Source organism: Eudoraea sp. (genome assembly GCF_039969275.1).
Lineage (GTDB): Bacteria > Bacteroidota > Bacteroidia > Flavobacteriales > Flavobacteriaceae > Eudoraea.
Genome location: NZ_JBDVOC010000003.1, coordinates 85202 through 98813, shown reverse-complemented (window position 1 = coordinate 98813; position 13612 = coordinate 85202). Strand labels below are relative to the sequence as shown.

Below are 13612 nucleotides of genomic sequence, written 5' to 3'. Positions count from 1 at the left end.
GCCGTTATTCTTCAGGTTTTATTAATTCATCCTGATAATAAGTAATACTCCGTGTAGTAAAAAGATTTTTTGGTGTAATGATCTTTTTAACCCAATTGCCTTCCTCTTTACCGTCAAATTGGTAGATATAATCTTTCGTTTTGACAGATTTTTCAATTTTTGCTACCTCTTTTAAAAGCAAACCCGAGGTATCATAAGTATAGCTTATAGCCTTAACAGTTACAAATGACTTCTTAGTTTCATCGTAATTAAATTCTTTTACCGAAGTCAATTTGTCTTCCAAATCATAAATCTGCTCTTGTGCTTTATTGGGAATTCCATCAAGAAATTCTTTGGTCAAAACTATTTTGTCCTTTGTGCCCTTTCTATTCTTCTTAAAAGAAGTCCTTATTGATTTAAGAATTACATCATTTAACAAATAGGTTATTGTTGTTTCGCCCTTATAACTGCTATATTCGATATTTGTCTCGTCTAAACCTTCATTATTAGATCTGATAATTTCTATTAGATTACCATCCTCATTATAAGAATACTCATAGATACCCAGAACGTCGCCGGTATAAGAAATAATTTTTTCCGAAACTTTTTTATTATTCGTAGTATCAACTTCATAAAAATGCGCAATTGAAGTCTGTTTGTCAAATTGACCTTCGCGATAAATTTCATCGCGTTTTTCCATCAACTGTCCGTTCAAATATTTATAATAAGTAATATCATAATCGGTTTCATTATAGCGTGTTAAATTTTTGGTGAGCAGTCCTTCTTTATTAAATTCAAACTCTTCTTTGCCATAATCAGCAATAACCAGGCAAGACTTTACCGTTCCACGAAGGTCAAAATCTTTTAGTGTAAAGATTTGCGGCTCCTGGGTATAAGTCTTACAGGGCAATAAGAAAAGTCCTATAACCGATATAATCCTAAAGATGTAAGTAGCGTAGTTTTTTAACATTGAAACAAAATTACTTCTTTATACTTCAACATGAAAACAAATAGCATACCGAAAATAAAAAAGGGCGGAAAAACCGCCCTTTAAACCTGCTTTAAATTTCCCTTTACTTTACTTCTTCAAAATCTACGTCTTCTACATTATCACCTTCTTTTGTATCTTCAGAAGCAGTCTCTTCACCATTAGTTGGTTCTCCGCCCTGCTGAGCTTCAGCCTGGGCCTTATACATTTCTTCAGATGCAACCTTCCAAGCCTCATTTATTTTATCCAGCGCAGATGTTATTACGTCAATATCTTTACCTTCATAGGCTGTTTTCAGTTCTGCCAAGGCATCTTCAATAGGCTTTTTCTTGTCTTCAGATAATTTATCTCCAAACTCGGTTAATTGTTTCTCTGTCTGGAATATCATGCTATCGGCCTCATTCATTTTATCGGCAGTCTCTTTTGCTTTTTTATCAGATTCTGCGTTAGCTTCTGCTTCTGCCTTCATTTTCTTAATTTCCTCATCAGTAAGTCCTGAAGAAGCTTCAATTCTGATATCCTGAGTCTTGTTTGTAGCCTTATCAGTTGCAGACACCTTTATAATACCATTAGCATCTATATCAAAAGTAACTTCGATCTGAGGCACCCCTCTTTGTGCTGGTGGAATTCCATCCAAGTGGAATCTTCCAATGGTTTTATTATCAGTAGCCATTGGTCTTTCTCCCTGTAAAACATGGATTTCAACAGATGGCTGGTTATCCGCAGCAGTCGAAAATACCTGTGATTTTTTTGTTGGAATTGTGGTATTTGATTCAATTAATTTGGTCATTACTCCTCCCATGGTCTCAATTCCAAGAGATAATGGGGTAACATCCAATAGCAAGACATCTTTCACGTCTCCTGTAAGAACTCCTCCCTGGATAGCGGCTCCAACAGCCACAACTTCATCAGGATTCACTCCTTTTGACGGTTTTTTATCAAAGAATTTCTCAACAGCTTCCTGAACTGCAGGAATCCTGGTAGATCCTCCTACCAAAATAATTTCATCAATATCACTTTTTGAAAGTCCGGCGGCTTTTAAAGCTGTTTCACAAGGTTTAATGGTTCTCTTCACCAAATCGGCGATTAATTGCTCAAATTTTGAACGAGTCAATGTAACCACAAGGTGTTTAGGTCCGGAAGCTGTTGCAGTCACATAAGGAAGATTAATTTCAGTTTGCGCAGAGGTAGACAATTCAATTTTGGCTTTTTCTGCTGCCTCACGTAATCTCTGTAAAGCCATAGGATCTTTTCTTAGATCTATGCTTTCTTGCTTATTAAATTCGTCTGCTAACCAGTCAATAACTTTTTGATCAACATCATCACCTCCCAAATGAGTATCCCCATCTGTTGCCAATACTTCAAAAACTCCATCTCCTAATTCCAAAATGGAAACGTCATGTGTACCTCCACCAAAATCGAATACTACAATTTTCTGATCCTTGTGTTTCTTATCTAGTCCGTAAGCCAAAGAAGCTGCTGTAGGTTCATTAATAATTCTTTCTACCTTAAGACCCGCAATTTCTCCCGCCTCTTTAGTTGCCTGTCTTTGTGCATCATTAAAATAAGCAGGAACTGTAATTACAGCTGAAGTAACGGCCTGACCTAAATAATCTTCAGCAGTTTTCTTCATTTTTTGTAACACCATTGCTGAAATCTCCTGAGGCGTGTACAGACGTCCATCAATATCTACTCTTGGTGTATTATTGTCTCCTTTTGCCACTTTATAAGGTACTCTGTCAACTTCTTTTTGACACTCTGAGAATTTATTCCCCATAAAACGTTTAATGGAATATATTGTGTTATGTGGATTCGTAACTGCTTGTCTTTTCGCAGGATCACCAACCTTGATTTCACCACCTTCTACAAACGCAACTACAGATGGTGTAGTGCGCTTACCTTCAGCGTTGGGTATCACAACCGGCTCATTGCCTTCCATTACAGAAACACATGAGTTTGTTGTTCCTAAATCTATTCCTATAATCTTGCTCATCTATTTTATTTTATAAGTTAATATTTTTCTATACTTCAATGTTTTATTAAATGACAAACAGTATGCCAACCGGAAAAAACTGACAGGATGTCATTAATTCCGAAAAAATAAATGAAATGCATCTCTATAGACAGTGTGTTTAGAGAGGCTCGAAGCTGAAAGAATTACTGTATTTCAGGTTTAATCACAGTCTTCACGACGCCTTGTATCTATAATATAAATAATCTTCCAGACTCCGTCTTGCTTGTGCAATTGAAAAGAATTTACCCCACAATGACTCAGCGTATCATTGATCCAAAATTCATAGGGAGTCCAGGCATTGGCCATGCTACCATCGATCTGAATTTGATATGATAGCAATTTTTCCCGAAAATTCGTGGTGTCAGGAATACTAACTATAGATTTAAGGAAATTACTAAAATCGGAGGTCTTAACAACACTTGCTCCCCCTTTGTCACGGCCAATGGTTTGCATAATTATAGCAGGACTGGTACTCCTTTTTATTAGCGTGGAATCCTGATTGTGAAATCCTTCGAAAAAAATTTCAACTGCCTTCTTCACTTCTTCTTTTTCATTATTCTGCGCATTTATTCCAAAGGAACTAAAAATCAACAGTAAACAAATTAAAATTCTCATTGTGCTTTGTTTTCAATTTAGGTGCCTAAAATAAGGAATAAATTAAAGACTATACCTTGTTCTTAACATTTGAACAAAACTCCTTACATTTATCTCGTCTAACTGAAAGATATGTCTATTTCCAAAAAAGAATATAAAAGGGTTACTGTAAAATCCTTAGTAGAAATGAAGAAGCGGGGAGAAAAAATTTCTATGCTTACTGCTTATGATTATTCTATGGCAAAGATTGTTGATGATGCCAATGTTGATGTCATATTGGTTGGTGACTCTGCCAGCAATGTCATGGCGGGACATGAGACCACTTTACCTATAACGCTCGACCAGATGATTTACCATGCTTCTTCCGTTATAAGAGCGGTAAACAGGGCTCTGGTTGTAGTTGATCTTCCCTTTGGAAGTTACCAGAGTGATCCCAAAGAAGCACTGCGTTCTGCAATCAGAATTATGAAAGAAAGTGGCGCCCATGCAGTAAAGGTAGAAGGTGGTATTGAAATTAAAGAATCGGTAAAACGAATCTTAAATGCTGGTATTCCAGTTATGGGACATCTGGGTTTAACACCACAGGCCATCTATAAATTTGGAACATATACAGTCAGGGCTAAAGAAAAGGATGAGGCGGAGAAACTAATGGAAGATGCTGAAATTCTTGAAAAGTTAGGTTGCTTTGCCATTGTCCTCGAAAAAATACCTGCCCTATTAACAAAAAAAGTGTCCGAAAATATCTCTATTCCAACAATTGGTATTGGTGGTGGTAAATATGCGGATGGTCAGGTATTGGTTATCCATGATCTTCTTGGCATGACTCATGAGTTCAATCCACGTTTTTTACGCAGATATATGAATCTTTATGAGGATATGGGAAATGCCATTTCGCGCTACGTAAGTGATGTGAAAAGCCAGGATTTCCCTAGTGATGACGAGCAATATTAAAGTTTGTGGAGACAAGAACCAAGACCAATTCCAAAAATCTTCTGGTATTATATGAGGATAACCATATTATTGTCATTAACAAAAGGCCTGGCGATATTGTCCAGGGAGACAAAACGGGGGATGTACCATTAAACGAAATTGTAAAACAATACGTTAAAAAAAAATATAATAAGCCGGGAAAAGTTTTTTTAGGCGTAGTACACCGGATAGACAGGCCCACCTCCGGCGTAGTTGTATTTGCACGAACCTCAAAAGCGCTTTCCAGGTTAAACGAATTATTTTCACAAAAATTAGCAAAAAAAACATATTGGGCTATTGTAAAAAATAAACCAAATAAAGAACAAGGTACACTTGAACACTGGTTGTTAAGAAACACGAAACAGAATAAGTCCTATGCCCATATTAAAGAGGTTCCCAATAGTAAAAAGGCCATTTTAGATTATCAAATTTTAAAGAAGCTCAACAATTATTATTTATTGGAAATTGATTTAAAAACAGGAAGGCATCATCAGATCCGGGCACAACTTGCAGCAATAAACTGCCCTATTAAAGGAGATTTAAAATATGGTTTTGACCGCAGTAATAAAAATGGAAGTATCCATTTGCACGCTCGAAGCATAGAATTTTTGCATCCTGTTGGGAAGAAGCCTATATCTTTAACAGCGCCAGCGGTAGAAGATCCAATTTGGGATGCTTGTTCGTGATTTTTCATTACATTTAAAAAGGTCTCAATGATATAATATTCTATTTTTTTTAAATGTCCCTGGTATGATTAAAAAAATTATTTTTCTTGTTTGTGTGTTGACATTGTCAACTTGTGGAAGTTACAACTCCATAGATAGATTCTACAACGCCCATAAAAATGACAGTCAGGTTACGGCTATTCGTGTACCTCAATTTATGCTCAGCCTTTTAGGTAATATTTCTCCTGAAATGAAGTCGCTTATTGGAAATACAAGGGATTTGCGTTATATGCAGTTTCCCAGTGCCACACCAGAGCGCACTCAATATCTAAATACTCAAATGAATACCATTACCGGAAATTCTTTTATCGAAGTATTTCGAAAAAATGACGAACTCAAAAGAAATGTTATATCAATTCGTGAAAAACGTAATGCAGTAAAGGAGATTCTCATATATAACAATAATAATATACGCGGTTCCTTTCTTTACTTCAATGGGGACTTTGATCCGGTAAAAGTGCGGGAAATGGCTAAAAGCAGCGAGTTTAATGAATTACCTAATAGTCTTGTAAAAGAATTTAATATGCAATCATCAGAGGAAATCAACGAGTAATTTTCAAAGCCTTTTCTCGGATAATTTGCCCAACAGGTTTATTTTGCAAATGACTTTCCAGCCAGGAGAGTATATCTAAATAAAGAAAAGCGCGCTTTTCATAGGGATGATCCTCATATTTTTTTAATTCATCATATAAACTTTGAAATTCTCCTTTTAATTCATGAGGATAAATATCCCCTAACTTCCGTAAGAACTTGATCATTTCTTTTTGGACCGCCCCAAGATCATTCATCTTGAGTAAAAATTTATAGGTGCTCTTCAGCTGAATTTCAAGGTGGTAATCCATACCTGCTTCATAATGTGCCACCAAACTTAAAACTCGTGCAAAACACATAAGATCTTCCCGCATCTTTAGGTTTTTATTATCTATAATCTTCTTTAAATATTTAATGCAGGTTTTGTTATCTCCAACTCCAAAATACAGACAAGCAATTTTATAATAAAATATCATTATATGATGGGGGTCAATGCGAACGCTGTGTTTGGTAATTCCGTATTCAATTATTTTAACCAGATACAATCCCTTATCAAAGGTACCTTCCAGGAAATGAAGGTTCAACTTATTTGAATAAATATAAAGGAACGCCAGGGATGAAATATTATCATTTTTAGAAAAGTCTTTATCGCTGACAATAGACTCCATTTTTTCAAGTGTCGCTTTAAATTGAGAGCTGTATTTTACAAAAAATAATGACTCTAATAAATAATGATTCCCCTTTAAAAAGAAAACAGGATTTAAATAAATCATTTTTCTATTCTCATAGAATAGATCTACCCATTTACTTGAATATTTATAGCATGATAAGAAATCCTGAATCAAAAAACTATACCATAAATGTGCCTTGTACAGCCATAATCTTTCCCTAAAACCAAGGTCTTCAATATTATATTCAGGTAAATGCTCTGCAAAATAAGTCCTTACTCTGTTGAGGTCTACATCATTTCGCACATATCCCACTTTTAACATCATTCCATACAATTGAAGGGATAGATTCGAAAGTCTACTAGTCATAACGTTTTGTTCTGATAATTTCCTGGCCTGCCTAACCAGTTCATCAGCTCTATCCGGAATACTCCTTGTAATATATTGTGTTTCGATAATTTTTTCTAGCTCCACTATTTCATAGGCAATATTTTTCTCTTCATTATCTATTGCTATACCTTTTACTTTATCTAATATTTTTAGACTTTGCTTATACAAACCTTTTTGATACAGGATAGTGGCGAAGTCTAATTGTTCCCTTATCTGAACCCTGATATTTTGGTTCACCGGATTTAATCTTAAACTAACCAAAATCTGTTTGTACAAATGTGCTTTTAGGTTAGATAACTGTGTTTTTTTAACGATTCCACTCTCTAAAATTACCCTTTCATCATACGTCTTTAGTTTATCAAGTAAATTAAAAAGCGCTAGAAATTTGGCATCTGTATTTACTCCAAGGCGACCCACATAAAGCTTAAATTGTCGCTTTTCAGACTTAGAAAGAGATTTGACTAAAACAAACAATGCATCTTTATGGGCATTTGTCATCGTAAAAAATATAATTTATATAGTTGTTTTTCAGCACTTTACGAATACTAAAAAGTAAATTAACGTTGTAAATGAATCTTAGGTAACAAAGCTATTCGCTTTCCTAATTATATATTCGTATAGTGACTAAATTATGCAAAAATAATGAGTAAAGATAAGGTAGACATTTTTGATACTACACTTAGGGATGGTGAACAAGTTCCGGGTTGTAAACTGGATTCTAAACAGAAGCTTGTTATTGCCGAGCGCCTGGATCAATTGGGTGTTGATATTATTGAAGCCGGATTTCCGATTTCGAGCCCAGGTGATTTCAAATCTGTAAATGAAATTGCAAAAATTGTTAAGGAAGCAACGGTTTGTGGATTGACGAGATCTGTTAGAAAAGATATCGAAGTAGCTGCCGAAGCTCTGAAACATGCAAGAAAACCTAGAATTCACACTGGAATTGGTACTTCTGATTCACATATAAAATTCAAATTTAATTCAACGAGGGAGAAAATACTGGAAAGAGCAATTGATGCAGTTAAGTATGCAAAAACTTTTGTGGAAGATATTGAATTTTACGCGGAGGATGCTGGAAGAACGGATAATGAATATCTGGCACGCGTATGCGAAGCTGTTATTAAGGCCGGCGCTACGGTACTAAATATACCAGATACAACCGGATATTGTCTTCCCGAGGAATATGGTGCAAAAATGAAATATTTAAGAGAAAATGTCAGAGGAATTGAAAAAGCAAGACTTTCTTGTCACTGTCATAATGATTTGGGACTGGCCACGGCAAATTCAATTGCAGGTGTTATAAATGGAGCCAGACAGATAGAATGTACAATTAATGGTATTGGCGAGAGGGCAGGAAATACTTCACTTGAAGAAGTGGTGATGATATTAAGACAACACCCGGATCTTAATCTGGATACGGATATTAATAGTAAATTATTATACAGTACCAGCCAAATGGTTTCACATAAAATGGGGATGGTAGTACAGCCCAATAAGGCTATTGTTGGTTCAAATGCATTTGCGCATAGTTCAGGTATCCATCAGGATGGAGTGATAAAAAAACGAGAAACATACGAAATTATGGATCCCGAGGATGTTGGTGTTAATGAATCCTCTATCGTTCTTACCGCAAGAAGCGGTAGAGCAGCATTGGCTTATCGGGCTAAAAAAGTTGGCTATGAGCTCACAAAAGTACAATTGGATAGTGTTTATACTGAATTTTTGAAATTTGCCGACCAGAAAAAAGAAGTGGTTGATAATGATATCCATCAAATAATTGAGGCAAGCCCAATAAATATTGAAAGTATTGCATAAATGAATCTTAAAATTGCACTTTTGCCAGGTGACGGTATTGGACCCGAGGTTTCTGCTCAAGCCGTTAAGTGCCTTCAAGCCGTGGCGGAGACTTTTGACCACAAATTTGAATTTACAGAAGCATTAGTTGGGGCTAAGGCAATAGACAAAACCGGAAACCCACTTCCTGATTCCACCCTGGAACTATGTAAAGACTCAGATGCCGTATTGTTCGGGGCGATAGGTGACCCAAAGTATGACAATGACCCCAATGCTAAAATAAGACCCGAACAAGGGCTATTAAAGCTAAGAAAAGAGTTAGGGCTTTTTAGTAATATTAGACCGGTAAAAGTGTTTCCTACTCTTATTGATAAATCACCGCTAAAGAAAAAATTTGTCCGGGGTACTGATTTTATAATCTACCGTGAACTTATTGGCGGGATTTATTTTGGTGAAAAGAACTTGAGTAAAGATGGTACAGTCGCTTCCGACCTATGTACCTATTCTGAAGCAGAAATTAGTCGTATTGCTCATATGGCATTCAAGGCAGCCAAAACAAGAAGGAAGAAATTAACCCTTGTAGACAAGGCAAATGTCCTTGAATCCTCAAGACTTTGGCGAAAAGTAGTAACAAAAATTGGAGAAAGTTATCCTGAGATTACTTTGGATTTTTTGTTTATTGATAATGCCGCAATGCAACTTATACTTAATCCCAGCCAGTTCGATGTAATTCTAACCGAAAATATGTTTGGCGATATACTGTCAGATGAGGGAAGTGCTATAGGAGGCTCTATCGGGTTACTACCTTCAGCTTCTGTAGGAGAGAATAATGCACTTTTTGAACCTATACATGGGTCTTACCCTCAGGCCAAAGATAAAGATATTGCTAACCCTATTGCCTCAATTTTATCCGCAGCAATGCTACTAGACCATTTTAACCTGGATGAAGAGTCCAGAGCAGTTGTAATTGCGGTCCTTAAATCAATGAAAAATGAAATTGTCACCCCGGATTTAGATAAAAACAGCAAGTATGGGACAAATTATATTGGTGATTTTATTTCGAGCAATATCAGGGAATCAGATGATCATCTTACCATAAACCGAGAGAATATTTGGTTGGGTAAATCTACTATAATATAAGAGAGCTTTTAATTCGTCCCAGACTTTCAAATTTGAAGTTTGAATTATTCGCTTAACAGCAATTCAATATATTGATCAAAATCTTCTTTAAAATCAATATACTTTTGGCCTGTGGCCGGTCCGTTAAATCCAGTATGTATCTTCCTTACCTTTCCCTTTTTATCAATAAAGATTGTTGTAGGATATGATAAAACATGATTTAACATTGGTAGTTTTTCGTTCGCTTTGCTTTTACTCGAACTAGCATATTGCGCCAGAAGAATTGGATAAGGCACCCCTACTCTACTTTTTAGTCTTTCTATGCCTTTAAAAGCCAGGTCTTTGGTCTTGGCGTATTCGAAAGCCAGGGCAACCACTTCAAAATTGTCATGATTTTTGGTTTTTACGTAATCTGACAAAAATTTGGTTTCATCAAGGCAATTGGGACACCAGGTTCCCATAATTTGAACGACTATAACTTTTTCCTTAAATCTGGAGTCCTCGAGGGAAATTAGGGAATCATCGGTATTTGGAAACGAAAACTGCAATTCTTCATACCCATCATTCAAAAAGGTTAGAGATTCTTCGTCAGCTAATTCAAAGCTTTCATTCCTGTAGGCGGTAAAAGGTTCTTTAAAATGATTTCCAGAATAAAAAGTTCCGCTTAAACTACTATCTGTCGCCTTAGCTGTAAACAAAAAAGCGTGAGCACCATCAAAAGTTGAGAGTTTCAAACTATCCCCATCTACTATCCCTTCTAAATATCTATAATCACCCGTGTTTGTTCTAAAAGTACCACTAACCTTGTTGACTTGTTGTGAGAAAATACCCTTGGCCAAATACTCATCTTCAGAATCCGGGCTAAATTTGGTTTCCCATATCCCGGAAACATTTACCCTGGCATTTGCTGAGCTATGAAATCTAATGCTATCACCAAATACCGCATGAAATGGTACAATTCTATCAAGGCTTTCTTTTATAAATTCGCCACTTATAACTGAATCATTAAAAGTTCCCGAGATATAGCCCTCAAATGCAGGCATTTTAATTTTTATGCTGTCATTATGGATTTCAATCTCATCGACCTGAACAGTTTCTCCCGCATTATAAACATCTATAACATATCCCGATTCAATTTTTTTTAAATTAAAATTAAAAGGTAGAAGCTCTTGATCCATCACTTCCAATTGAGCTAACCAAATCCCTTCCCTAAGCGGTTGACTATCCTGTTTGGCACAAGACATTATAGTTAAAAATAGCATGGAAAAATAGTAAAATCCTCTCATTGGATTGGTTCTAATATTTAATGCGAAATAACGATTAAAATCCCTTATTAAAAAATAAAGCTATTCGGCCTCTAGTATATTGAATGTGTAAGACCTTTGTTTTATCTTTGAAGGCTAAAACTAGCCAATGAAAATTTCCTATAACTGGTTAAAACAGTTTCTTAAGCTCGACTGGGAAGCAGAAAAAACAGGGGGACTTCTAACCAATTTAGGACTTGAAGTAGAAGGTATTTCCCAATTCGAGTCTATTCCTGGTTCTTTAGAGGGTATAGTAGTAGGCCATGTCCTGAGTTGTGAAAAGCATCCTGATGCCGATAGGCTAAAGCTGACAACAGTTGATATTGGTTTAGAAAAACCTGTTCAGATAGTTTGTGGCGCACCAAACGTAGCGAAGGGACAAATGGTTCCTGTTGCCACTATAGGTTCTACGCTATATTCCAATGAAGGAAAGACCCTGGTAATTAAGAAAGGAAAGATTCGAGGAGTTGAGAGTCATGGAATGATTTGTGCTGAAGATGAGTTAGGTTTAGGCGATAGCCATGACGGTATTATGGTTTTAAGTGAGGTCCTCATCCCGGGAACGGCTTGTTCTGAAGTATTTGAAATAGAGAAAGATGAAATCTTTGAAATCGGCTTAACACCAAACAGGGCTGACGCTATGAGTCATCATGGAGTGGCGAGGGATCTGAAAGCAGGGCTTAAACAGAGAGATATTCATACAGAACTTATCACTCCTTCGGTAAGTAATTTTAATGTTGAAAACAGATCATTAAAAATAGCTGTTTCGGTTGAAAATAATAAACTAGCACCTAGGTATTGTGGAGTAACACTTAGTAATCTTATTGTTCAGCCGTCTCCAGACTGGTTAAAAAATAGAATGCAAGCAATTGGTCTTAGCCCTATTAATAATGTCGTAGACGCTACAAATTACGTGCTTCATGAATTGGGGCAACCCTTACATGCATTTGATGCCGATAGAATCAGTGGTAAAAAGATTATTGTAAAAACTTTACCAGCCGGAACTAAATTTATGACCCTTGATGGTGAAGAACGCACATTAGATGAAGAGGACTTGATGATATGTGATGATGAGAAACCCATGTGCATTGCCGGAGTTTTTGGAGGAATTAATACTGGCGTAACTGAAAATACCAAATCAATATTTCTTGAAAGTGCATATTTTGATCCCATTTCAATTAGGAAAACGGCCAAACGGCACGGATTAAATACTGATGCGTCTTTTCGTTTTGAAAGAGGTGTAGATATAAATAATACTGAATATTGCTTGCGAAGGGCAGCTTTATTGATAAGTGAGATTACCGGGGGAGATATTACTTCGGACGTCGTAGATCTTTATCCTCGAAAGAAAGATGATTATCAGGTGTTTCTTTCTTTCGAAAGAATTGACACCTTGATAGGTCAAAAAATACCCGCAGATACAATTAAGTCAATATTGGCGTCCTTGGATATCCAGGTTAAAAATTCTACCGAATCCGGATTAGGGCTTCTCATTCCATTTTACAGGGTAGATGTACAAAGAGAAGTGGATGTAATTGAAGAAATTTTGCGAGTTTACGGATACAACAATATTGATTTCAAAGAAAAGTTGAATGCTTCTATTGCTACCAGTACAAGATTTGAAGATCATAAACTCGAAAAACTAATTGGCGACATGCTGGCCTCAAGAGGTTTTTATGAAATTTTAACCAATAGCCTTACCAGTCCTAATTATGACAAATTTCTGGGTAATAATTCTGAAAAATCTGGCGTTGCCATGTTAAATCCATTAAGTGCAGATTTGTCAGTTTTGAGACAAACCATGCTGTTTTCAGCGTTAGAAACAGTGGCTTATAATATAAACCGAAAAAAACAGAACCTGAATTTGTTCGAGTTTGGAAAAACATATCAGAACTCGAAATCGGATTATATAGAGAGCAGGCACTTATCATTAATTGTAACCGGAACCCGAAATGAAAACAGCTGGATCTCTCCCTCCAAGCCTACAGACTTTTATTTTCTAAAAGCAGTAGTTGAACAGGTTTTAGCACGCCTTGGTATTGCGGATTACGAATCTTTTTACGAACAGAATGACATTTTCCTTGAAGGCCTCAGCCTGAAAAAAAGTAAAACCGAACTGGTATCCTTTGGAATAGTTCAAAAATCTATTTTAAAAGAATTTGATATTAAACAAGAAGTTTTTTATGCTGATTTTAATTGGGACGCCTTATCAGAAATCATCAGTAAAAACGAAATAATTTTTGAGAAAATTCCGAGATTTCCTGAGGTAAAAAGAGATTTAGCTTTATTATTGGACATGGGTATAACATTCGATGAAATCAAAACTATTGCCTTCGATACGGAAAGAAATCTACTGAAAAATATTACTCTTTTTGACGTTTATACCGGAAAAAATCTTCCTCCGGAAAAAAAATCATATGCCGTAGGATTTACAATTGGGGACGCCCGTAAAACATTAACGGACAAGCAGATCGATAAGATTATGAAAAAACTGCAACAGCGCTTTGAAAAAGAGTTGGGGGCAGAGTTACGTTAGG

11 protein-coding genes are annotated in these 13612 nt (G+C 36.1%); 6 read left to right on the top strand and 5 right to left on the bottom strand.

The window, feature by feature from the left end; all coding sequences use genetic code 11:
• Window positions 1-4 precede the first annotated feature (4 nt).
• From ABJH90_RS01350 to ABJH90_RS01340, 3 genes are all read right to left on the bottom strand, one after another.
• On the bottom strand, window positions 5-949 hold the full coding sequence (locus ABJH90_RS01350) for a hypothetical protein (RefSeq protein WP_348141773.1): 945 nt from the start codon (window positions 947-949) through the stop codon (window positions 5-7).
• Between the two features lie 103 nt (window positions 950-1052).
• Window positions 1053-2960 (bottom strand): molecular chaperone DnaK, encoded by a 1908-nt coding sequence (gene dnaK, locus ABJH90_RS01345; RefSeq protein ID WP_348141772.1) that lies wholly within the window; start codon window positions 2958-2960, stop codon window positions 1053-1055.
• Between the two features lie 180 nt (window positions 2961-3140).
• Window positions 3141-3596, bottom strand: coding sequence for a nuclear transport factor 2 family protein (locus ABJH90_RS01340; RefSeq protein WP_348141771.1), 456 nt, complete (start codon window positions 3594-3596; stop codon window positions 3141-3143).
• A gap of 111 nt (window positions 3597-3707) precedes the next feature.
• On the opposite strand from ABJH90_RS01340, the gene panB reads away from it, so the two are divergent.
• The 3 genes from panB to ABJH90_RS01325 all read left to right on the top strand — a co-directional run bounded on the left by panB (window position 3708) and on the right by ABJH90_RS01325 (window position 5822).
• The gene (gene panB / locus ABJH90_RS01335; protein WP_348141770.1) at window positions 3708-4526 is read left to right on the top strand and encodes a 3-methyl-2-oxobutanoate hydroxymethyltransferase; all 819 of its coding nucleotides are present in this window, start codon (window positions 3708-3710) and stop codon (window positions 4524-4526) included.
• Window positions 4527-4531: 5 nt separating this feature from the next.
• Window positions 4532-5230, top strand: a complete 699-nt coding sequence (locus tag ABJH90_RS01330; protein WP_348141769.1) for an RNA pseudouridine synthase — start codon at window positions 4532-4534, stop codon at window positions 5228-5230.
• A 64-nt stretch (window positions 5231-5294) separates the two neighbouring features.
• A complete protein-coding gene (locus tag ABJH90_RS01325) occupies window positions 5295-5822 on the top strand; it encodes a DUF4252 domain-containing protein (RefSeq protein WP_348141768.1) in 528 nt (175 codons plus the stop codon).
• Here ABJH90_RS01325 and ABJH90_RS01320 read toward each other — a convergent pair.
• Window positions 5812-7356: a hypothetical protein gene (locus ABJH90_RS01320; RefSeq protein ID WP_348141767.1), complete on the bottom strand. Its 1545-nt coding sequence runs from the start codon at window positions 7354-7356 to the stop codon at window positions 5812-5814. The genes ABJH90_RS01325 and ABJH90_RS01320 overlap by 11 nt on opposite strands.
• Window positions 7357-7500: 144 nt before the next feature.
• On the opposite strand from ABJH90_RS01320, the gene ABJH90_RS01315 reads away from it, so the two are divergent.
• Window positions 7501-8673, top strand: coding sequence for a 2-isopropylmalate synthase (locus tag ABJH90_RS01315; RefSeq protein ID WP_348141766.1), 1173 nt, complete (start codon window positions 7501-7503; stop codon window positions 8671-8673).
• Window positions 8674-9792: a 3-isopropylmalate dehydrogenase gene (gene leuB / locus ABJH90_RS01310; protein ID WP_348141765.1), complete on the top strand. Its 1119-nt coding sequence runs from the start codon at window positions 8674-8676 to the stop codon at window positions 9790-9792. It abuts the gene before it with no gap.
• 44 nt (window positions 9793-9836) lie between these two features.
• On the opposite strand, the gene ABJH90_RS01305 is transcribed toward leuB, so the two are convergent.
• On the bottom strand, window positions 9837-11015 hold the full coding sequence (locus tag ABJH90_RS01305; RefSeq protein WP_348141764.1) for a TlpA disulfide reductase family protein: 1179 nt from the start codon (window positions 11013-11015) through the stop codon (window positions 9837-9839).
• Window positions 11016-11184: 169 nt separating this feature from the next.
• Here ABJH90_RS01305 and pheT point away from each other — a divergent pair, with 169 nt between their 5' ends.
• Entirely contained in the window at window positions 11185-13611 is a 2427-nt protein-coding gene (pheT, locus tag ABJH90_RS01300) for a phenylalanine--tRNA ligase subunit beta (RefSeq protein WP_348141763.1), read from the top strand.
• Window position 13612 lies beyond the last annotated feature (1 nt).

What these genes read in the sequence shown, in the direction of transcription:
- ABJH90_RS01350 (WP_348141773.1), bottom strand. Translation starts at nt 949, where the DNA reads ATGTTAAAAAACTACGCTACTTACATCTTTAGGATTATATCGGTTATA.
- dnaK (WP_348141772.1), bottom strand. Translation starts at nt 2,960, where the DNA reads ATGAGCAAGATTATAGGAATAGATTTAGGAACAACAAACTCATGTGTT.
- ABJH90_RS01340 (WP_348141771.1), bottom strand. Translation starts at nt 3,596, where the DNA reads ATGAGAATTTTAATTTGTTTACTGTTGATTTTTAGTTCCTTTGGAATA.
- panB (WP_348141770.1), top strand. Translation starts at nt 3,708, where the DNA reads ATGTCTATTTCCAAAAAAGAATATAAAAGGGTTACTGTAAAATCCTTA.
- ABJH90_RS01325 (WP_348141768.1), top strand. Translation starts at nt 5,295, where the DNA reads ATGATTAAAAAAATTATTTTTCTTGTTTGTGTGTTGACATTGTCAACT.
- ABJH90_RS01320 (WP_348141767.1), bottom strand. Translation starts at nt 7,356, where the DNA reads ATGACAAATGCCCATAAAGATGCATTGTTTGTTTTAGTCAAATCTCTT.
- ABJH90_RS01315 (WP_348141766.1), top strand. Translation starts at nt 7,501, where the DNA reads ATGAGTAAAGATAAGGTAGACATTTTTGATACTACACTTAGGGATGGT.
- leuB (WP_348141765.1), top strand. Translation starts at nt 8,674, where the DNA reads ATGAATCTTAAAATTGCACTTTTGCCAGGTGACGGTATTGGACCCGAG.
- ABJH90_RS01305 (WP_348141764.1), bottom strand. Translation starts at nt 11,015, where the DNA reads ATGTCTTGTGCCAAACAGGATAGTCAACCGCTTAGGGAAGGGATTTGG.
- pheT (WP_348141763.1), top strand. Translation starts at nt 11,185, where the DNA reads ATGAAAATTTCCTATAACTGGTTAAAACAGTTTCTTAAGCTCGACTGG.